A 17,073-nucleotide genomic window follows, 5' to 3' on the forward strand; every position below is an offset into this window, starting at 1 on the left:
TATCGCTCATAGCCGATGCAATTCGTGGTTCTCTCCCAGTGCCACCGCGTTGGCTGTTCCCCTCTGGAGGTTTTTGACCTTCACACTTATAAAGGGCCCTGGCTTTCCAGTGGCCCTCTTTTTTTGCTTAAGATTTAAGCATGGTCGCGAAATCAATCGCTCACGCCTCCGTGATTTGCATATCGAAAATCATCGATCCATATATCGGGAAAATCCGATTTATACTTCGATGAACGACGATGGACAAAGACGAGATTCTCAAGGCGCTGGCCAATCCTGCCCGGATGGACATCCTCAACTGGCTGAAGAAACCGGAAGAACACTTTCCGACACAGGAACACCCGTTTGAAATGGGCGTCTGCGCCAGCCAGTTCGAACGCTGCGGCCTTTCCCAATCCACTGTTTCCGCCCATCTTGGTACCCTACACCGCGCCGGCCTCGTTACCAGCAAGCGTGTCGGCCAGTGGATCTTCTACAAGCGCAATGAAGAAACGATCGCTGCCTTTCTCCAGCAGCTAACGCAGGATCTCTAGTCATGCCCCTTGCCCTGCTCGTCCTTGCCTTGAGTTCATTTGCGATAGGCACCACCGAATTCGTCATCATGGGCCTCCTGCCCGAAGTCGCCGCCGATCTTTCCGTGACGATCCCCCAGGCTGGCTGGCTGGTAACGGGTTATGCGCTGGCCGTCGCGCTCGGTGCGCCGATCATGGCAGTCTCCACCGCCAAGCTGAAGCGACGCTCGACGCTCATCATGCTGATGGCTTTCTTCATCGCCGGTAACCTGCTCTGCGCCATCGCGCCCAATTACTGGGTGCTGATGATCGCCCGCATCGTCACCGCGCTTTGCCATGGCGCCTTCTTCGGCATCGGCTCGGTGGTCGCCGCCAATCTTGTGAGCGAAGACCGCAAGGCCCGCGCCGTCGCCCTGATGTTTACCGGCCTGACGCTGGCAAACGTTCTCGGCGTTCCAACCGGCACTGCCATCGGCCAGGCTTTCGGGTGGCGCTCCACCTTCTGGGTCGTTACCGCCATCGGCGTCGTCACCATTGCCGGCCTGATCGCCATCCTGCCGCGCGACAAGCAGGAAACGCAGAGCAGCATCCTGCGCGAGATCGCGGCATTGAAGAACGTCCGCCTCTGGATGGCGCTCTCGGTCACCGTCTTCTTCGCGGCCTCGATGTTCACGCTCTTCACCTACATCGCGCCGCTGTTGCGTAACGTGACCGGCATCTCGCCGGAAGGCGTCACGTGGACCCTGTTCCTGATCGGCATCGGACTGACAGTCGGCAATCTCATCGGCGGCAAGCTGGCCGATTGGCGGCTTGGAGCCACGCTCGCCAGCGTCTTTGCTGTAATCGCGCTCACCTCCGCAGTCTTTTTCTACACCAGCCGGTTCGTTATCCCGGCCGAGATAACGCTCTTCCTGTGGGCTGCCGCAACCTTCGCTGCGGTCCCTGCCCTGCAGGTCGGTGTCGTCGGCTTCGGCAAGGATGCGCCAAACCTCGTCTCGACCATCAATATCGGCGCCTTCAACACCGGCAATGCGCTGGGCGCCTGGGTCGGCGGCATGGTCATCAATGCCGGTCTCGACTTCGTTCATGTTCCCCTCGCCGCTGCCGCCATGGCCCTGATCGGCCTCGCAGCGACGGCGCTCACCTATCTCTCCGGCCGGGCACAGACTAACCCCGCTACCGCCGAGTGATCCCCCAAGCAGAAAGGACCTTCCATGGCCAAGCTTTTCCAGCCGACTCAGGTCGGCGATATTTCCCTCAGGAACCATATCGTCATGGCGCCGCTCACCCGCAACCGGTCGCCGGGCGCAATCCCGAACGATCTCAACGTCGAATATTACCGCCAGCGCGCCACGGCCGGCCTCATCATCACCGAAGCGACCGCCATCACGCATCAAGGCCAAGGTTATGCGAACGTTCCCGGCCTATACAGCAAGGAAGCGCTCGACGGCTGGAAGCGCGTGACGGATGCGGTCCACGCCGGAGGCGGCAAGATCGTCGTGCAGATGTGGCATGTCGGACGCATCTCCCACAACACGCTGCAACCCGACAATGCCAAGCCGGTCTCCTCGACCAACCGCATCGCCAAGGCCAAGACCTATCTCGTCAATGCAGACGGCACCGGCGCCTTCGCCGAAACGTCCGAACCGCGTGCACTCGAAACCTCCGAAATCCCCGGCATCATCGAGGATTACCGCAAGGCCGCCCGTGCTGCGATCGACGCCGGCTTCGATGGTGTCGAAATCCACGGCGCCAACGGCTATCTGCTCGACCAGTTCATGCGTGATGGCGTCAACGACCGCACCGATCAATATGGCGGCTCGATCGAAAACCGCGCCCGTTTCCTCTTCGAAGTCGTTGAAACCGTGACCAGGGAAATCGGCGCGCGCCGCACCGCGATCCGCATCTCGCCGGTGACGCCGTCGGGTGAATCCTATGATTCCAACCCGCAGACACTCTTCACCCATGTCGTTGAAGGCCTTGCCAGGTACGACCTCGCCTATATCCACGTCATCGAAGGCCAGACCGGCGGCGAGCGTGATTATCGCCAGGGCGACAACCCGTCCTTCGACTACAAGGCACTGCGCGCTGCCTATGAAAAGGCTGGCGGCAAGGCTGCCTGGATGGTCAACAACGGCTATGTCAGAGACATGGCGATCGAAGCCGTGGAAAACGGTACGGCCGATCTCGTCGCCTTCGGCAAGCCCTTCATCTCCAATCCCGATCTTGTCGAACGCCTGGAGAAGAACCTGCCGCTGAACCCACCGGACCAATCGACCTTCTATGGTGGCGATGCCAGGGGCTATGTCGACTACCCCCTGCTTGAAAAGGTCGCCTGATCCTTTTCGCCGAAACGAAATCCCGCCATCCGGCGGGATTTCCATTCGTGACCATTGCCGCTAGCATGCGTGCATGTTCTCACCCTATCTCGAACGCTGGTCGCTTACCTCGGACGGCGAGCCCATCATCACCCATTCGAGCCGCCTCCTGCCGGTCACCTGGCGGGACAAACCCGCGATGCTGAAAGTCGCAACCGACAGCAGTGAGCGCGAAGGCGCATTGCTGATGAAATGGTGGGATGGTGACGGTGCGGCCAAGGTCTATGCGCAGCAGGACGACGCCATTCTTCTGGAGCGCGCGGCCGACAAGTATTCGCTGCTGGAAATGGCCCTGAACGGCGAGGATGATGAAGCAAGCCGCATCATGGTGCGCACTGCAGCAAGGCTGCATGCGCCGCGCCCCGTGCCTCTCTCCGGTTCCCCGACACTCGAGCGCTGGTTCCGCAGTCTGGAACCGGCAGCGCGCGCCCATGGCGGCACGTTTGTTGATAGCTGGAGGATTGCCAACAGCCTGCTCGCTGCACCGCAACAGCTCAGCATTCTCCACGGCGACATCCACCACCGCAACATCCTCGATTTCGGCGAACGCGGCTGGCTGGCGATCGATCCCAAGCGGATCTACGGCGAACGCGGCTATGACTTTGCCAATATCTTCGCCAATGAAGACCTGCCGACCACGACGGATCCCAAGCGGCTCCAGCGCCAGCTTCCGATTGTCTCCAAAGAGGCAGATATCGAACCATCAAGGCTGCTCAAATGGATCGCTGCCTATTCCGGTCTTTCCGCTGCCTGGTTTCTTGAAGATGGCGACCAAGCCTCGGCGGAAAAACCTCTGACGGTTGCCCGTATCGCCCTCGCGGAACTGGGCTAGCTTAATTTCCGATCGTGAGAGAGTGCGCTGGCGTCGCTGCAGAATGCGGTTCCGGCAGAGATCCCTGCGCGATGAGCGTCGCGCGCACGGCCTCGTCGATCGGCGTATGTGGCTCGGTTCCGAGTTCGGCCACCAGCTTGTCGTTCCTCATACGCACCGTCACCTTCCACAGGTAACGCATCTCCTTCAGCTCATGCATGACGGTCATGAAAGGAGCGAGCAGCGGTACAATGAACCAGGGGAAGCGACCGATCTTTGCCGCGCCGCCGGCAACACGCCGGACAGCCTCCGCCATCTGCTGGCCGTCACCATCCCAGAAGCCGTTCAGGTGATAACAAGCGAAAGCTGGCAGGCGCGCTGCCCGCTCGACGAGTTGCACCATCGTCTCCGCAACATCGGGCAAATAGGCCCATTGGTGACCAATGCCCGGTCTCGCCGGATTCTTGATCGTACCAACAGGCTTGCCCGGCGTGGCGAAGGCGGCGGAGAACCAGCTATTGCTCGTCGCGCCCGGCCCGAAGAAATCGCCGGCGCGAACGATGATCACACCTGTGCCGGTCTCTGAAGCCGCCTTCAGACGCTTCTCCATCTCGACACGTATCTTGCCCTTCTTCGTCACCGGATGCTGCGGACTATCCTCCGTCACAACGGGAAACGCATCCGGCCCGAAATTATAGACGGTGCCTGGCAGTACGATGCGGGCGCCAACGGCACGAGCTGCGGCAATCGTATTATCAAGCATCGGCAGAACCAGCTTCTCCCAGTCGCGGTAACCGGGCGGATTGACGGCATGCACGATAAGGCTTGCACCTTCGGCCGCCTTGCGCACATCCGCCGCATTCATCGCGTCCCCCTGCATCCAGTCGAAACCCTGCCCGCTCGCCGATGCTTTCGCGGCGTTGCGGTTGAGCGCCCTCACCGTCCAGCCACGGGCCTGCAGCTTGCGGGCCACCGCACCGCCGATGCCGCCGGTAGCGCCGAGAACCAGCGCCAGTTTCTTATCCTGATATTCACTGCTCATGATCATCTCCTTGTTCGTTGAGACGACTATGCCTTCTATCCACGATAAACAAAATTGACGAAATAAGTTCCGTCGCTATACATAATTATATGGATACCGAACCAAGCTGGGATTTCTATCGCTCTTTCCTCACTGTCCTGCGTCAGGGATCGCTCTCGGCTGCCGCGCGTGAACTCGGCCTGACCCAGCCGACGATCGGCCGTCATATCGACGCGCTGGAGCAGGCTGTCGGCGCGGAGCTCTTTACCCGCTCTTCGAATGGCCTGCTGCCGACCGATATGGCGCTCGACCTGAAACCCTATGCCGAGACGCTCGCAACGACGGCCGACGCCTTCCTACGCACGGCATCCAGCCGGCGCGACAAGGTGGAAGGCACCGTGCGCATCAGCGCCAGCGAAGTGATCGGCATCGAAGTGCTGCCGCCGATCATCGCCGATCTGCAGGAGGCCTATCCGGGTTTGCAGGTGGAGCTGTCGGCATCGGATGCGCTGGAAGACCTCATGAACCGGGAGGCGGATATCGCCGTGCGTATGACCGAGCCGCAGCAGGATGTGCTGCTGGCGCGGCGCATCGGCGATATCCCGCTCGGCTTCCACGCCCATCGCCGCTATCTTGAACGCCACGGCACACCGCAGACAATGGCCGATCTCACTGGTCATCGTATCATCGGCTTCGACCGGCAGACGGCCTATATCCGCATGATGCGCAAGCTCTATCCGGCAGTTGACGAACTCGCTGCGGCCTTTCGCACCAGCAATCATCTCGCCCATCTGGCCGCGATCCGCGCCGGGATAGGCATCGGCATCTGCCAGACGGGGCTCGCCCGCCCGAACCATGATCTCGTCCACATTCTGTCGGATGAATTCGAGATGCGGCTTGGCACATGGGTTGTCATGCACAAGAGCCTCAGGACCTCGCCGCGCTGCCGCGTAACCTTCGACGCGCTGGTTGATGGTCTGCTGAGCTACATCAAGTCATGCGGGGGAAACGCGCGCCTGATGACGCGCTGAAAGACGTCAGATAATCGGCGGGAGATCAGGGCTCGGGGGAAACCTCGGGCGAACGGCTCTTGGTGAACCCGTCCACAACCTCGGTTTCGGGACGATCGCCACCTTCGGCATATTCCTCGTGCCACTTGCCCTGCGCGTCCTGCCAGCTGATCTCGGCGGAGTCGCCGCCAACCTGCTGCTCGGCCGCAACGATGCGGGCAGCTTCTAGCGCCTCGGAGTGGCTCGGAAATGCCTCGGAATAGACGTCTCCAAGCTTGTAGGCCCAGCCGCCGTCATGCGGTACGACCTCATAGACCACCTTGACCATGCATGTGTCTCCTCTTTCTTCTCGTTGCGCATCCGTAGGCTCCCGGATCATGTCCGGTTCAGCGCGGGCCGCTTGAGAAGATTTCGAGGACGCCGCGATCTGGGTTCGGCTGCCGTATGAAAAGCAGTATTTCATTAATCGTCACAGACTGCAAATTCCATCAGTTACGACTCTGCTTGCCTAGAAAAATCACCGGCTTAGATTCCCGGAGGGAATCAAACTCGGCGCTGGCGGTAGACATGGCATTGCATCTTAAGGAAGAAAAATTCTTGATCGTGGCGGTCGTGGTCGCGATCATCGCCTACATGCTGGAGCATTCGGTCATGGAGTCCGGCCGGACCATGGCGCTTGTCGCGGCCGCCGCTCTGATCGCGACCATCGTGCTCGCCTCCATGCGCGTCGCCCATCACGCCGAACTGTTGGCCGTCAAGGTCGGCGATCCCTACGGCACGATGATCCTGACGCTCTCGGCCGTCGCCGTTGAAGTCATCATCCTTGCCATCATGATGGGCGGCGAGGAAACGTCGCCAACGCTCGTGCGCGACACGATCTATTCAGCACTCATGCTCGATATCAACGGCATCCTCGGCCTGGCCGCCCTGCTCGGCGGCCTGAAACATGGCGAGCAACCCTATAACGACAATTCCGGCAAGACCTATGGCGTGATGATCCTGACCGCCATGGGCATCTCGATGATCGTTCCGGAATTCGTGCCCGACGACAAGTGGCACTATTATTCCGGCTTCACCATCATTGCCATGATCGCCCTCTACGGCCTCTTCCTGCGCATGCAGGTCGGCCAGCACAGCTATTTCTTTTCCTACAGCTATCCACGCTCGGAACGGCAGAAGGAGCATCCCGAAGAACACCACGACGAAGGGTCGGTCGCGACCTCGATCACCATCATCCTCATCGGCGTAGTCATCATCGGTGCGCTCGCAGAATTCATGTCGGGCTTCATGAATGAGGGCCTGCGGGATAGCGGTGCTCCTGTGGCCGTGACCGCGATCGTGGTTGCCGCCATCTCCGCCGCTCCTGAAATTTTGACGGCCCTGAGGGCCGCACTCCGCAACCGCATGCAGGCAACCGTCAACATCGCCATGGGCGCATCCCTCTCGACGGTGATCCTCACCGTGCCGGTCATGGAAGCGATCGCGCTCTATACCGGCCAGCCCTTCATCATGGCCATGTCGCCGGTCCAGACGGTGATGGTCATGGTCACGCTGATCGCCGCGGCAATCAACCTCAACGACGGCGAGACCAATGCCATCGAGGGCATGACACATTTCATCCTCTTCGCCACGTTCATCATGCTGACGGCGATCGGACTTTGAATCTGAAATCAGCGACTTAGCGCCAAGAGCGGAATCGCTTTCGAAGCACGTTGAATCAAAAAATGAGACAAAGAAAAAGCCCGCCATCTCTGGCGGGCTTTTCGATAGGGCTGATGCTGCCGATTACTTGCAGGCGCCGCAGAAGCGCTGGATGCGGCGGCAAGCTTCCTCGAGCAGTTCTTCCGACGTCGCATAGGAGATGCGGAAGTTCGGGCCGAGGCCGAAGGCCGAACCATGAACGACGGCAACGCCTTCCGACTCCAGCAGTTCGGAAACGAAATCTTCGTCCGTCTCGATCACCTTGCCGGACGGGGCCGTCTTGCCGATGAGACCGGCGCAGGACGGATAGACATAGAAGGCGCCTTCCGGCACCGGGCAGACGATGCCCTTGGCCTGGTTCAGCATGGAAACGACGAGGTCACGGCGACCTTCGAAGATCTTCTTGTTCTCGGGGATGAAGTCCTGCGTGCCGTTCAGCGCTTCGACGGCCGCCCACTGGGCGATCGAGGTCGCACCCGATGTCTGCTGCCCCTGGATCATGTCCATGGCCTTGATCAGCTGGATCGGGCCTGCCGCATAACCAATACGCCAGCCGGTCATCGCATAGGCCTTGGAGACGCCGTTCATCGTCAGCGTGCGGTCGTAGAGCTTGGGCTCGACTTCGACCGGCGTGACGAATTTGAAATCACCATAGGTCAGGTGCTCGTACATGTCGTCCGTCAGCACCCAGACCTGTGGATGCTTCATCAGGACATCCGTCAGCGCCTTCAGCTCGTCATGCGTATAGGCAGCGCCCGTCGGGTTGGACGGCGAATTGAAGATGAGCCACTTGGTCTTCGGCGTGATCGCCTTTTCGAGATCGGCGGGCTGGAGCTTGAAATTATGCTCCTGGGTGGCCGAAACGAAAACCGGTGTGCCGCCGCAGAGCGCCACCATCTCGGGATAGGATACCCAGTAAGGCGCGGGGATCACGACTTCATCGCCGGGGTTCAGCGTCGCCATGAATGCGTTGAACAGGATCTGCTTGCCGCCCGTGCCGACAATCGTCTGCTCCCAGGAATATTCCAGACCGTTCTCGCGCTTGAATTTGGCGGCAATCGCCTTACGCAACTCGGGGATACCGGATACCGGCGTGTATTTCGTCTCGCCGCGATTGATCGCGTCGATCGCCGCTTTCTTGATATTCTCGGGCGTATCGAAATCGGGCTCGCCGGCGCCAAGGCCGATCACGTCGCGTCCTTTGGCTTTCAGTTCGCGCGCTTTCTGAGAAACGGCGATGGTGGCTGAAGGCTTCACGCGGGAAAGGGCATCGGCAAGGAAGGCCATGATATCGGTCCTACAAGGTTGAAACGGGCAGAAGGCCGGGACCGGAGTTCTGCGCTAAGCTCTATGTCCAATGTATGACATCATTTCAAGCGCAAAGGCATGATGGCCGCGATGATTCTTATTGATCAATTGCCGCATCTGCGTCTGGAAATTTGAATGGAGCTTTGAAGTGGCGCTGCGGGTGGCCGACCCACGCACACGGGAAGTTGATTCAATTTCTGAGGTCGGCCCTAATTTATTACTAAAAATCAAGGTTATCGCCCGTTTACCATTTGCCATGAATAAGCCGCAACAAATGCCGTGGCGCGCCGCAATTCGGTCGTGAGAGTGCCGAGATCGAAACGATATTCTCCGCCATCCGACACTGGTTATTGAGGGCATACCATGTTTCTGGAAGACGAACGCGCGGCAGAACGCCTGCGTGCAATCCGGGTTTCCCTATCGCTGATGGTGGCAGTCATTGCTTTTGCAAGCTGCATCGTCGCGACGTTCTGCCTGTTTTCGGCCGCCGAAGCAGGGCCGGCCATGGCTTCCAGCTCCCTCAAAACGTCCTATGCCGATCAGAAGATCCTTGATGGCGCAACCGTACTTTTGGCCGCGTTCGTCGCCGCAAACGGACTTGCCATCTGGCTGCGCCGCATCAAGGGCCGTCTCTCGGAGGGGCCGCGCCATGTCCGTTAAGCCGCAGCGATCCGGCTGGACCGAGGAAACGGGCTCGTTCGAGCCGCTGCCGACCTATCTCGAACTGGCAATGGCCGCGGCGTCTGCCCATGAGGCCCCGCCTTCACCGCCGAGACCTCGCCTCCCCGGGCTTTCTGTCGTCGAAAAACTGGTCGCCGTCGGCATCGTTTGCCTCGCCTTCTACGGCATGGCCCTGATCGGCTGCGGCCTCTTCCTGAAAGCGGAAGCAAAGCGCACCGGCTTCATCACACAGCGGATGATGAGTGCGGAGCTGCAGGATGCCGATTTCGATATCCGCTTCTCTCCCCGCACAATCAACTGACCCGCACTCGTTCAACCCGAGAACACAAAACCGTTATGAGCGGCGATTGCGGTTGAAGCGCCCCATGCCCCGCGCCAACTTCCCCTCAAAATGACGACGGGGAATATGATGGATACGATCTCGCCATTCCGTTTTATCCTGCTCCTCGGCGGGGCCATGGCTTTTGCAGGCCCAGCCCTTGCCCAGATTGGAGACATTGTCAGGACAAAGGAAGTTTCGGTTCGAGTCGAAAAGCTCGCCGAAGGGCTCGAGCATCCGTGGGCGGTCGAGGTCCTGCCCGATGGCAGCTATATCGTCACGGAGCGACCGGGGCGGCTCCGCATCATCCGTGACGGCAAGGTTTCCGATCCGATCCGCGGCGTGCCAGAAGTCAGCGCCCAGGGCCAGGGCGGCCTGATGGATGTCGCCCTCGCCCCGGATTTCGCGACCAGCCGAAAGCTTTATCTGACCGCTGCAACCGCCAGCGACCGGGGTTCGGGCACAGAGGCGTTCAGCGCAACACTTTCCCCGGATGAAAAGAGCCTCGAGAACGTCACGCCGATCTTCACCATGCGGCGCTTTACCCGCGGCAACATCCAGTATGGCTCGCGCATCGCGATCGCCCCGGACGGCTCGCTGTTCATCAGCGTCGGCGACCGCGGCAACCGCAACCGCTCGCAGGATTGGAAGGATGATGCCGGCTCCATCGTCCATCTCAACGCCGATGGCAGCATTCCCGCCGACAATCCCTTCAAGGAAAGCAATAAGGTCCTGCCGGAAATCTGGTCCAAGGGTCATCGCAACCCGCAGGGCATCACTTTCGACAGCGCCGACGGCAAGCTCTACACTGTCGAACATGGCGCGCGTGGCGGTGACGAGATCAACAATCCCGAACCCGGCAAGAATTACGGCTGGCCTGTTATCACCTATGGCCGCGATTATTCCGGTGCCAAGATCGGCGAAGGAACAGCCAAGGAGGGCCTCGAACAGCCCCTGCACTACTGGGACCCGTCGATCGCCCCTGGCGCCCTCGTCGTCTATCGCGGCAAGATGTTTCCGGAATGGAACGGCAATTTCATCGTCGCAGCGCTGAAGTTCCAGTTGCTGTCCCGCATGCAGCGGGATTCGAGCGGCGCCTTCACCGCTGAGGAGCGCTTGTTTGAGGGTGACTATGGCCGCATCCGGGACGTCATCGTCGCCCCCGATGGCGCATTGCTGATGGTGACCGACGAGGATGACGGCGAACTGCTCCGGGTTTCCCGCGCCGAAAGCCGGGCCGGCTAGAGCGCGTTTCGCAACTCCTTGCGGATCATGAATTTCAGCCCGGACCAGACATCATCGACGGCGCAGACTTTGACGTCGACGAGACCTGTCGGCAACAGGACCTCCCTAAGGGCGTCCTCGGTGATGCTGGTCGGGACTTTCGAACTCTTCTTCGGCCAGGATATCCAGACCATGCCATCCGGCTTGATCGCGGAAAACAGAGCCGCTGCCATGTCTTCCAGCACCGCACGCTGCGTCTCAAAGATATGGACATAGTCGAATTGCCGATGAGACCCTTGCGATAAGATACGTGCGACCGAAACGAAGCCCTCGAACTCGTCGATCTCCATCAGCCCATCGGGAACATTGACGAGCAAGGCCGCCTGCCCCGCTTTAAGCCCCAGCTTCTTTGCGAGCGGCGTGCCGGAATATCCTGACGTCATTGTCGCTTCCACACGAGCGGCCACGTTGCCGGACCGCCGTCGGCCCTGGCATCGCATTCTTCCTTGATGCGCACTTCCTCGAGAACGAGAAAATCCGTGCTATCGAGCCCGGCGGCACGCCACGCATAATAGCTGCCGCAATCGCCCAGGCCGCGCCCCTTCAGTAAAGAGGTGAAGCGTCCTTCCGCAGCGTCGTAGCGGATATTGACGGCCGTATCGCCGGTCGTTTCCGAAAACTTCAGCGGAAAGACCGTTCGAGAAATCCGGTCGCCGTAACCGCCATAGATCGCGAAAGGCATGTTGTAGGCGCCGGACTGGCCGCAAGGCACGATGATCAGTCTCTTCCCGGTCTCGCCGGTGACTTCGAAGGCGTCGCCATAGGCTAGCCGCTGCTCTTCGATGTGGCAGTCGCCATCATCGGGCTCGACATCCGCGCGCACCACATCGGGCAGATCGGCAAAGTGTGCAATCGGCCGGACGGGTGATGAAGCCTCGGCCGAAACATTCCCAGGCCCAGCCAGAACAGCTGCCGTAACGGCCGCAATCAGTTGCCGCTTCATCCGTGCCTCCGAACCGTTTGAGGAATTCCCATCCTTGTCGAAAAGAGATGCGCCTGCTAACCCGGCAGCACAACTCTTAAATGCTTCCCGAACATTGAGGGCGAGATGACGCGCGTTCAGGCGAACCTCCTTCTATTGCTTGCAGCTGCCATCTGGGGCGGCGGCTTCGTCGCGCAGTCGACGGCAATGAAGGCGATCGGCCCCTTCTGGTTCATCGGCCTGCGCTTCGCCATCGCCGCATTTGCCACCCTGCCTTTCACACTGATCGAAGCGCGCAAGGCGAAGGTCGCAACCAGCCGCCGGCATCTCGGCCTCTACCTGATGATCGGGCTGGCGCTCTTTGGCGGTGCTTCGACACAGCAGATCGGCCTGCAGACGACGACTGTCACCAATTCCAGTTTCATTACCGGGCTCTATGTAATCTTTGTGCCGCTGATCGCAGTCTTCTTCCTGCGCCGCTCGCCGCACTGGATCATCTGGCCGGGCGCCATCATGGCCGTATCGGGCATCTACATGCTGTCGGGCGGCCAGCTTTCGGCCCTGACGGTGGGAGATCTGCTGACGGTCGTCTGCGCCGTCTTCTGGTCGATCCAGATCACGCTTGCCGGAACGACAGTCGGCGAAACGGGACGGCCGCTTGCACTGTCCAGCGCCCAGTTTGCGGTCACGGCAGCCTGTGCGCTCATCATCGCCGCCCTTTTCGAACCGGTGAGCCTGGCAGATATCCGCGTGGCTGCACCCGAAATCCTCTATGTCGGTATCTTCTCCTCGGGCGTCGCCTTCGTGCTGCAGGTCGTCGCCCAGCGCTACACCACGCCGTCACAAGCGGCGATCTTCCTCTCCGCCGAAGCACTGTTCGGCGCCACGCTTGCCGCACTTCTTTTGGGGGAGAGCATACCGCCACTCGGCTATATAGGTTGTGCGCTGATGTTTATCGCTATGCTTGTAGTCGAGCTCGTGCCCGAAATGACCCGCCGCCGCTCCCCCACGGCCTGAACACGGGTCCATTTATGGGGCGTTCAGTACCATCTGAAATTTTTTTTAAGCCAACAACAAGACGCGCTAGCGTTGCATTTTTGGTAAAATCTGCCCGGAACTTATATTGCAGACGATATAAAACGTTAATCAATTGCTCCCGACGAGGATTTTTTGGCGTTTTTGCGAAAACAGGCCATATTTGCGGGGGTCTTCTTAGGAACCCGTTAAAAAACTTTTGCTTGCCAAAATCCTTCAAACGCAGCACTCTTCGCGCGTTCGGGCATTTTGCGAGCATGGGAAGTCCTTAAGAATTTGCGAGCCGGAAACGCTAATATTCCGGTCAGCCGGTCCCAATGAAAGCGGGCGTTAAGTCCTGCCTGGAACCGGTGGAGGTAGAGGGGACCTTTTTCTCACATTTCAAGATCTGCCTGCCAGCGTCTTCGCGAGAAGGCAATAGCGTAGTGCTGCCCGTGTGGATGGCGGGCGGAGACAAAAGGACCTGAGGCATGGCCGAGACTGGCACTGTAAAATTCTTCAATACCGACAAGGGCTTCGGCTTTATCAAGCCGGACAAGGGCGGCGCCGATATCTTCGTTCACATTTCTGCCGTTCAGGCTTCCGGCCTGGCCGGTCTGACGGAAAACCAGAAAGTAAGCTTCGACACAGAGCCGGATCGCCGTGGCAAGGGCCCGAAGGCCGTCAATCTGCAGATTTCAGGCTGAACCCTCGCATAGGCGTGGAATCGAGTTGAAGCCCGGCAGCCATGCCGGGTTTTGTCGTTCAGACTCCATTCAGCATGCCGCGGCTAGTTTCGGAACCATAGAGAAGGGACCGCTTCCGGTTTCCGATACTGGGATTTTACGCGATGAACAGGCTTGCAAAGACCATTCTTCTGACAGCAACCGCAGCTGCTCTGACCCTCGCAGCCATCGGTGAAGCTTCGGCTGGAGATCGCTACTGGCGTCATGGCCACGACCACGGCAACGATGCACTGGTCGGCGGCGCTGTCGGCCTTGCGACCGGCCTGATCGTCGGTTCTGCCATCGCCAATGCCAACAACGGCCCGGTATATGAAGAGCGCCGCTACATCGACCCGCCGGTCTATGAGCCGGAATATGCTCCCCCGCCGGTCTACCGCGCGCGTCCCGTCTATTCCGAGCCGGTCTATGGCCGCCCCGTCTATGGGCGCCCGGTAAGCGCCATGGAACCCTGGAGCGCCCAGTGGCAGCGCTATTGCTCCTATCGCTATCGCAGCTTCGATCCGCAGAGCGGCACCTATGTCGGCAATGACGGTCGCGAGCACTTCTGCGTCGCAAGCTGATCGGCCGAAGATGGCTTGACGAAAAGCGCCGCAATAGTGCGGCGCTTTTCTTTTGTCCGCACCTCAGCCGGCCTTCTTATCCCAAGGCATGGGCCTGGCATCGCCGCTCTGTTCGAAATCGGTCGACTGGCTGACGATACGCCAGGTGCGATCGGCCTCCATTCGCGCTGCATCCGCCTTTTCCACGGCTGCGGCCGCATCGCTGCCGAGCAGCAATCTCAGCGGCGGCGTATCGAGCGAAGCGATATGCAGCACCGCGGCCGCCGCCCTGGCCGGATCGCCGGGCTGGCGGCCATTATAGTTGCGCTGATAGTCCGCCATGGCGCCGACCGTTTCGGCATATTCCGGACGGCCTTCGTAGATCGCCGTCGACGAGCCTGCAAAGTCGGTGCGGAAACCGCCGGGCTCGATCACCGTCACCTTGATGCCGAGCGGCCCGACCTCCTTGGAAAGCACTTCGGAAAAGCCCTCGACGCCCCATTTCGCCGCCGCGTAGGGCGCGCGCCCGACAGGCCCGATCCTGCCGCCGACGGAAGAGAACTGGATGATATGGCCTGCCCCCTGCCCGCGCATGACCGGGATCGCCGCCTTGGTCATGATGATCGTGCCGAAGAGATTGGTCTCGATCTGCGCCCGGAAATCGGCAAGGCTCGTATCCTCGATCGGCGCGACATTGCCGTAACCGGCATTGTTGACCAGCACGTCGAGCCGGCCGAATGTATCGACCGCGGTCTTCACGACCGCTTCTGCCGCCACCTCGTCGGTCACATCGAGCGCCAGGGCGAGAACGCGCGAGCCATACGCATCAACAAGATCGGCAAGCTGGGCGGGATCGCGCGCCGTCGCGACCAGCTTTTCGCCGGCCTCAAGCACGGCATTGGCGAGCGCGCGGCCGAGGCCACGTGAACTTCCGGTAATCAACCAAACCTTTGACATGGGAAACCTCCTTTTCGGTTCTCAATCCATTTAGGATCTATTGTTTCCTTTAGAAAGAAGGTACCCAATGGATCTATACAAACCTGAAGGTAACTGTAATGAAAGACGACATCTTTGATTTCTGTCGTAACATGAGCGATGAGCAGGATGCGCGAGCCCGGCAGATGCTGGAACGTGCCGCTGCAAAATGGCCGCTCCGCGTCCTGCACGTGCTTTCGGAAGCGAACGGGCCTCTACGCTTTTCAAGAGTGCTGGAGCGGGTGGAGGATATCAGCCAAAAAGTCCTGACACAGACATTGCGCACGCTCGAAAGCGACGGCCTCGTCATCCGCACGCTCTATCCGCAGGTGCCGCCGCGCGTCGAATATGAGTTGACCCCGCTCGGGCGCGAATTGCTGACGCAGGTCGTCTCGCTCTGGCGCTGGATCGTCGTCCACCTCAATGAGTTTGACGCCGCCAAACCTGCAGCCAGCCGCTAGGCTGGAATACGCACCGTCGCCCTCAGCCCGCCAAGCGGACTGTCGCCGAGCGTGATATTACCGCCGTGGCTGCGGGCAATGTCCCTGACGATGGCGAGCCCGAGACCGGTACCCGAGGCATCGAGATTGCGTGCACTGTCCAGCCGGAAGAACGGCTTGAACACGTCCTCCCGATACTTCTCGGGGATGCCGGGGCCATCGTCGTCAAAGACGATCGTCAGCCACTTTGCGCTATGCTTGGCCTCGATATGAAGCGTATCGGCATAACGCCTTGCATTCGAGGCCAGATTGGTAACAAGCCGCGTAAAGGCATTGGGGCGCACAGCGATATGGTCCTCGCCATCGATGGAATAGGTCAGCGCCTTGCCGTGCAGGTCGAAATCGGCCTCGAGTTTCTCGAAGACTTCACTGAGCTTCAGCTCCCCGACATCCTCCTCGACCTCGCCCCTGGCAAAGGCCATGTAGGCCTCCAGCATGGTCTGCATGTCGTTGACGTCTTCGTTGAGGCCGGCAAGATCGGGATTCTCGCCGGCGAGCGCCAGCTGCAGTTTGAAGCGTGTCAGGATGGTCCTAAGGTCGTGGCTGACACCTGAGAGCATCGCCGTGCGCTGCTCGATCTGCCGCTCGATTCGCTCACGCATGAGGATGAAGGCAAGACCGGCACGCCGCACTTCATCGGCGCCGCGTGGATAGAAATTGTCCGCCTTCTGCCCCTTGCCGAAACTTTCCGCCGCCCGTGCGAGATTGAGGATCGGCCGGATTTGGCCGCGCAGGAACAGGATCGAGATGGCGATCAGCACAAGTGACGCGCCGACCATCCAGAGAATGAAAATATGCGTGTTCGATGCATAGGCCTGACTGCGTTTCGTGATCACGCGCAGGATGCGATTGTCGAGCTTGATACGGATCTCGATGAGATTGGAATTGCCCACCGTATCGATCCAGAACGGCCGGCGGATTTCATCGGTGATCTCATCGCTCAGAATGCCGTCGAGGATTGAGAAAAACGGCTTGTTGCGCGGCGGCGGCAGATCGCCATCCGGCTCGATCGAAATTTGCAGGCTGAGCTGGTCGCGGGCGATGCGGGTTATGTCGCTGTAATCGGCATCCTGCGGATAGGTGTCGATGACCTCGATGATGGCGGCAATATCGCGGGTGACGGCAAGCGACAGCCGCTCCGTCACCATCTGCCAGTGACGTTCCATGAAGACGGCTGCGACGACCGACTGCAGGAGCACCATCGGAATGATGATGATCAGCAGCGAACGCGTATAGAGACCCGTTGGCAATCGCCGGCGCAGCCAGCGGACGAACCAGCGCCAGCCGGGTGCAGGAGAGCGGTCTTCCCGCCGCAAGCTGTCGAATGTCACCATTTGCGCCGGTCCCGAACC

The 17,073-nt window shown here is 60.0% G+C and carries 20 protein-coding genes; 13 read left to right on the forward strand and 7 right to left on the reverse strand.

Annotated features, from left to right (window positions below):
- Window positions 1–239 precede the first annotated feature (239 nt).
- The 4 genes from AC1DF8_RS03265 (at window position 240) to AC1DF8_RS03280 (ending at window position 3,722) form a co-directional block, all read left to right on the forward strand.
- On the forward strand, window positions 240–533 hold the full coding sequence (locus AC1DF8_RS03265; protein ID WP_112543601.1) for an ArsR/SmtB family transcription factor: 294 nt from the start codon (window positions 240–242) through the stop codon (window positions 531–533).
- A gap of 2 nt (window positions 534–535) precedes the next feature.
- Entirely contained in the window at window positions 536–1,702 is a 1,167-nt protein-coding gene (locus tag AC1DF8_RS03270) for an MFS transporter (RefSeq protein WP_112543600.1), read from the forward strand.
- Between the two features lie 24 nt (window positions 1,703–1,726).
- On the forward strand, window positions 1,727–2,851 hold the full coding sequence (locus tag AC1DF8_RS03275) for an alkene reductase (RefSeq protein ID WP_183878110.1): 1,125 nt from the start codon (window positions 1,727–1,729) through the stop codon (window positions 2,849–2,851).
- A gap of 73 nt (window positions 2,852–2,924) precedes the next feature.
- Window positions 2,925–3,722, forward strand: coding sequence for an aminoglycoside phosphotransferase family protein (locus AC1DF8_RS03280; RefSeq protein ID WP_477994962.1), 798 nt, complete (start codon window positions 2,925–2,927; stop codon window positions 3,720–3,722).
- Between the two features lies 1 nt (window position 3,723).
- Here the strand turns inward: AC1DF8_RS03280 and AC1DF8_RS03285 are convergent, their stop codons facing one another.
- Entirely contained in the window at window positions 3,724–4,743 is a 1,020-nt protein-coding gene (locus AC1DF8_RS03285) for an NAD(P)H-binding protein (RefSeq protein WP_113147169.1), read from the reverse strand.
- Window positions 4,744–4,832: 89 nt separating this feature from the next.
- Between AC1DF8_RS03285 and AC1DF8_RS03290 the strand changes: the two genes are divergently transcribed.
- Window positions 4,833–5,753 (forward strand): LysR family transcriptional regulator, encoded by a 921-nt coding sequence (locus tag AC1DF8_RS03290; RefSeq protein WP_113208172.1) that lies wholly within the window; start codon window positions 4,833–4,835, stop codon window positions 5,751–5,753.
- Window positions 5,754–5,778: 25 nt separating this feature from the next.
- Here the strand turns inward: AC1DF8_RS03290 and AC1DF8_RS03295 are convergent, their stop codons facing one another.
- Window positions 5,779–6,060, reverse strand: coding sequence for a DUF2188 domain-containing protein (locus AC1DF8_RS03295; protein WP_112543596.1), 282 nt, complete (start codon window positions 6,058–6,060; stop codon window positions 5,779–5,781).
- Window positions 6,061–6,299: 239 nt separating this feature from the next.
- Between AC1DF8_RS03295 and AC1DF8_RS03300 the strand changes: the two genes are divergently transcribed.
- On the forward strand, window positions 6,300–7,394 hold the full coding sequence (locus AC1DF8_RS03300) for a calcium:cation antiporter (protein WP_477994963.1): 1,095 nt from the start codon (window positions 6,300–6,302) through the stop codon (window positions 7,392–7,394).
- A gap of 123 nt (window positions 7,395–7,517) precedes the next feature.
- Here the strand turns inward: AC1DF8_RS03300 and AC1DF8_RS03305 are convergent, their stop codons facing one another.
- Window positions 7,518–8,720: a pyridoxal phosphate-dependent aminotransferase gene (locus AC1DF8_RS03305; RefSeq protein ID WP_477994964.1), complete on the reverse strand. Its 1,203-nt coding sequence runs from the start codon at window positions 8,718–8,720 to the stop codon at window positions 7,518–7,520.
- Between the two features lie 384 nt (window positions 8,721–9,104).
- Between AC1DF8_RS03305 and AC1DF8_RS03310 the strand changes: the two genes are divergently transcribed.
- The 3 genes from AC1DF8_RS03310 (at window position 9,105) to AC1DF8_RS03320 (ending at window position 10,986) form a co-directional block, all read left to right on the forward strand.
- Window positions 9,105–9,401: a hypothetical protein gene (locus tag AC1DF8_RS03310; protein WP_113208170.1), complete on the forward strand. Its 297-nt coding sequence runs from the start codon at window positions 9,105–9,107 to the stop codon at window positions 9,399–9,401.
- Complete coding sequence (locus AC1DF8_RS03315; protein ID WP_477994965.1) at window positions 9,391–9,723, forward strand: sortase; 333 nt, start codon at window positions 9,391–9,393, stop codon at window positions 9,721–9,723. The genes AC1DF8_RS03310 and AC1DF8_RS03315 overlap by 11 nt, the downstream gene beginning before the upstream one ends.
- Window positions 9,724–9,831: 108 nt before the next feature.
- On the forward strand, window positions 9,832–10,986 hold the full coding sequence (locus tag AC1DF8_RS03320; protein WP_477995065.1) for a PQQ-dependent sugar dehydrogenase: 1,155 nt from the start codon (window positions 9,832–9,834) through the stop codon (window positions 10,984–10,986).
- On the opposite strand, the gene AC1DF8_RS03325 is transcribed toward AC1DF8_RS03320, so the two are convergent.
- Window positions 10,983–11,465: a DUF3052 domain-containing protein gene (locus AC1DF8_RS03325; RefSeq protein ID WP_183878118.1), complete on the reverse strand. Its 483-nt coding sequence runs from the start codon at window positions 11,463–11,465 to the stop codon at window positions 10,983–10,985. The genes AC1DF8_RS03320 and AC1DF8_RS03325 overlap by 4 nt on opposite strands.
- Window positions 11,405–11,968: a DUF1176 domain-containing protein gene (locus AC1DF8_RS03330; protein ID WP_113210862.1), complete on the reverse strand. Its 564-nt coding sequence runs from the start codon at window positions 11,966–11,968 to the stop codon at window positions 11,405–11,407. Before AC1DF8_RS03330 ends, AC1DF8_RS03325 begins: the two co-directional genes overlap by 61 nt.
- 105 nt (window positions 11,969–12,073) lie before the next feature.
- Between AC1DF8_RS03330 and AC1DF8_RS03335 the strand changes: the two genes are divergently transcribed.
- From AC1DF8_RS03335 to AC1DF8_RS03345, 3 genes are all read left to right on the forward strand, one after another.
- Window positions 12,074–12,964 (forward strand): DMT family transporter, encoded by an 891-nt coding sequence (locus AC1DF8_RS03335; protein WP_477994966.1) that lies wholly within the window; start codon window positions 12,074–12,076, stop codon window positions 12,962–12,964.
- Window positions 12,965–13,452: 488 nt separating this feature from the next.
- Window positions 13,453–13,668 (forward strand): cold-shock protein, encoded by a 216-nt coding sequence (locus AC1DF8_RS03340; protein ID WP_007824341.1) that lies wholly within the window; start codon window positions 13,453–13,455, stop codon window positions 13,666–13,668.
- Window positions 13,669–13,811: 143 nt separating this feature from the next.
- Window positions 13,812–14,267, forward strand: a complete 456-nt coding sequence (locus AC1DF8_RS03345) for a BA14K family protein (protein ID WP_477994967.1) — start codon at window positions 13,812–13,814, stop codon at window positions 14,265–14,267.
- Window positions 14,268–14,330: 63 nt separating this feature from the next.
- Here the strand turns inward: AC1DF8_RS03345 and AC1DF8_RS03350 are convergent, their stop codons facing one another.
- Entirely contained in the window at window positions 14,331–15,203 is an 873-nt protein-coding gene (locus tag AC1DF8_RS03350; RefSeq protein WP_477994968.1) for an oxidoreductase, read from the reverse strand.
- Between the two features lie 98 nt (window positions 15,204–15,301).
- On the opposite strand from AC1DF8_RS03350, the gene AC1DF8_RS03355 reads away from it, so the two are divergent.
- Window positions 15,302–15,682, forward strand: a complete 381-nt coding sequence (locus tag AC1DF8_RS03355; protein ID WP_477994969.1) for a winged helix-turn-helix transcriptional regulator — start codon at window positions 15,302–15,304, stop codon at window positions 15,680–15,682.
- Here AC1DF8_RS03355 and AC1DF8_RS03360 read toward each other — a convergent pair.
- Entirely contained in the window at window positions 15,679–17,055 is a 1,377-nt protein-coding gene (locus AC1DF8_RS03360; protein WP_112543585.1) for an ATP-binding protein, read from the reverse strand. The two genes, AC1DF8_RS03355 and AC1DF8_RS03360, sit on opposite strands and share 4 nt — an antisense overlap.
- Window positions 17,056–17,073: the final 18 nt, after the last annotated feature.

This window comes from Rhizobium sp. 05N49 (genome assembly GCF_056396805.1).

Coding starts and splice junctions, on each gene's coding strand:
- AC1DF8_RS03335 (WP_477994966.1), top strand. CDS start 12,074: ATGACGCGCGTTCAGGCGAACCTCCTTCTATTGCTTGCAGCTGCCATC.
- AC1DF8_RS03280 (WP_477994962.1), top strand. CDS start 2,925: ATGTTCTCACCCTATCTCGAACGCTGGTCGCTTACCTCGGACGGCGAG.
- AC1DF8_RS03305 (WP_477994964.1), bottom strand. CDS start 8,720: ATGGCCTTCCTTGCCGATGCCCTTTCCCGCGTGAAGCCTTCAGCCACC.
- AC1DF8_RS03350 (WP_477994968.1), bottom strand. CDS start 15,203: ATGTCAAAGGTTTGGTTGATTACCGGAAGTTCACGTGGCCTCGGCCGC.
- AC1DF8_RS03310 (WP_113208170.1), top strand. CDS start 9,105: ATGTTTCTGGAAGACGAACGCGCGGCAGAACGCCTGCGTGCAATCCGG.
- AC1DF8_RS03320 (WP_477995065.1), top strand. CDS start 9,832: ATGGATACGATCTCGCCATTCCGTTTTATCCTGCTCCTCGGCGGGGCC.
- AC1DF8_RS03360 (WP_112543585.1), bottom strand. CDS start 17,055: ATGGTGACATTCGACAGCTTGCGGCGGGAAGACCGCTCTCCTGCACCC.
- AC1DF8_RS03330 (WP_113210862.1), bottom strand. CDS start 11,968: ATGAAGCGGCAACTGATTGCGGCCGTTACGGCAGCTGTTCTGGCTGGG.
- AC1DF8_RS03275 (WP_183878110.1), top strand. CDS start 1,727: ATGGCCAAGCTTTTCCAGCCGACTCAGGTCGGCGATATTTCCCTCAGG.
- AC1DF8_RS03295 (WP_112543596.1), bottom strand. CDS start 6,060: ATGGTCAAGGTGGTCTATGAGGTCGTACCGCATGACGGCGGCTGGGCC.
- AC1DF8_RS03325 (WP_183878118.1), bottom strand. CDS start 11,465: ATGCGATGCCAGGGCCGACGGCGGTCCGGCAACGTGGCCGCTCGTGTG.
- AC1DF8_RS03355 (WP_477994969.1), top strand. CDS start 15,302: ATGAAAGACGACATCTTTGATTTCTGTCGTAACATGAGCGATGAGCAG.
- AC1DF8_RS03340 (WP_007824341.1), top strand. CDS start 13,453: ATGGCCGAGACTGGCACTGTAAAATTCTTCAATACCGACAAGGGCTTC.
- AC1DF8_RS03265 (WP_112543601.1), top strand. CDS start 240: ATGGACAAAGACGAGATTCTCAAGGCGCTGGCCAATCCTGCCCGGATG.
- AC1DF8_RS03300 (WP_477994963.1), top strand. CDS start 6,300: ATGGCATTGCATCTTAAGGAAGAAAAATTCTTGATCGTGGCGGTCGTG.
- AC1DF8_RS03285 (WP_113147169.1), bottom strand. CDS start 4,743: ATGAGCAGTGAATATCAGGATAAGAAACTGGCGCTGGTTCTCGGCGCT.
- AC1DF8_RS03290 (WP_113208172.1), top strand. CDS start 4,833: ATGGATACCGAACCAAGCTGGGATTTCTATCGCTCTTTCCTCACTGTC.
- AC1DF8_RS03315 (WP_477994965.1), top strand. CDS start 9,391: ATGTCCGTTAAGCCGCAGCGATCCGGCTGGACCGAGGAAACGGGCTCG.
- AC1DF8_RS03345 (WP_477994967.1), top strand. CDS start 13,812: ATGAACAGGCTTGCAAAGACCATTCTTCTGACAGCAACCGCAGCTGCT.
- AC1DF8_RS03270 (WP_112543600.1), top strand. CDS start 536: ATGCCCCTTGCCCTGCTCGTCCTTGCCTTGAGTTCATTTGCGATAGGC.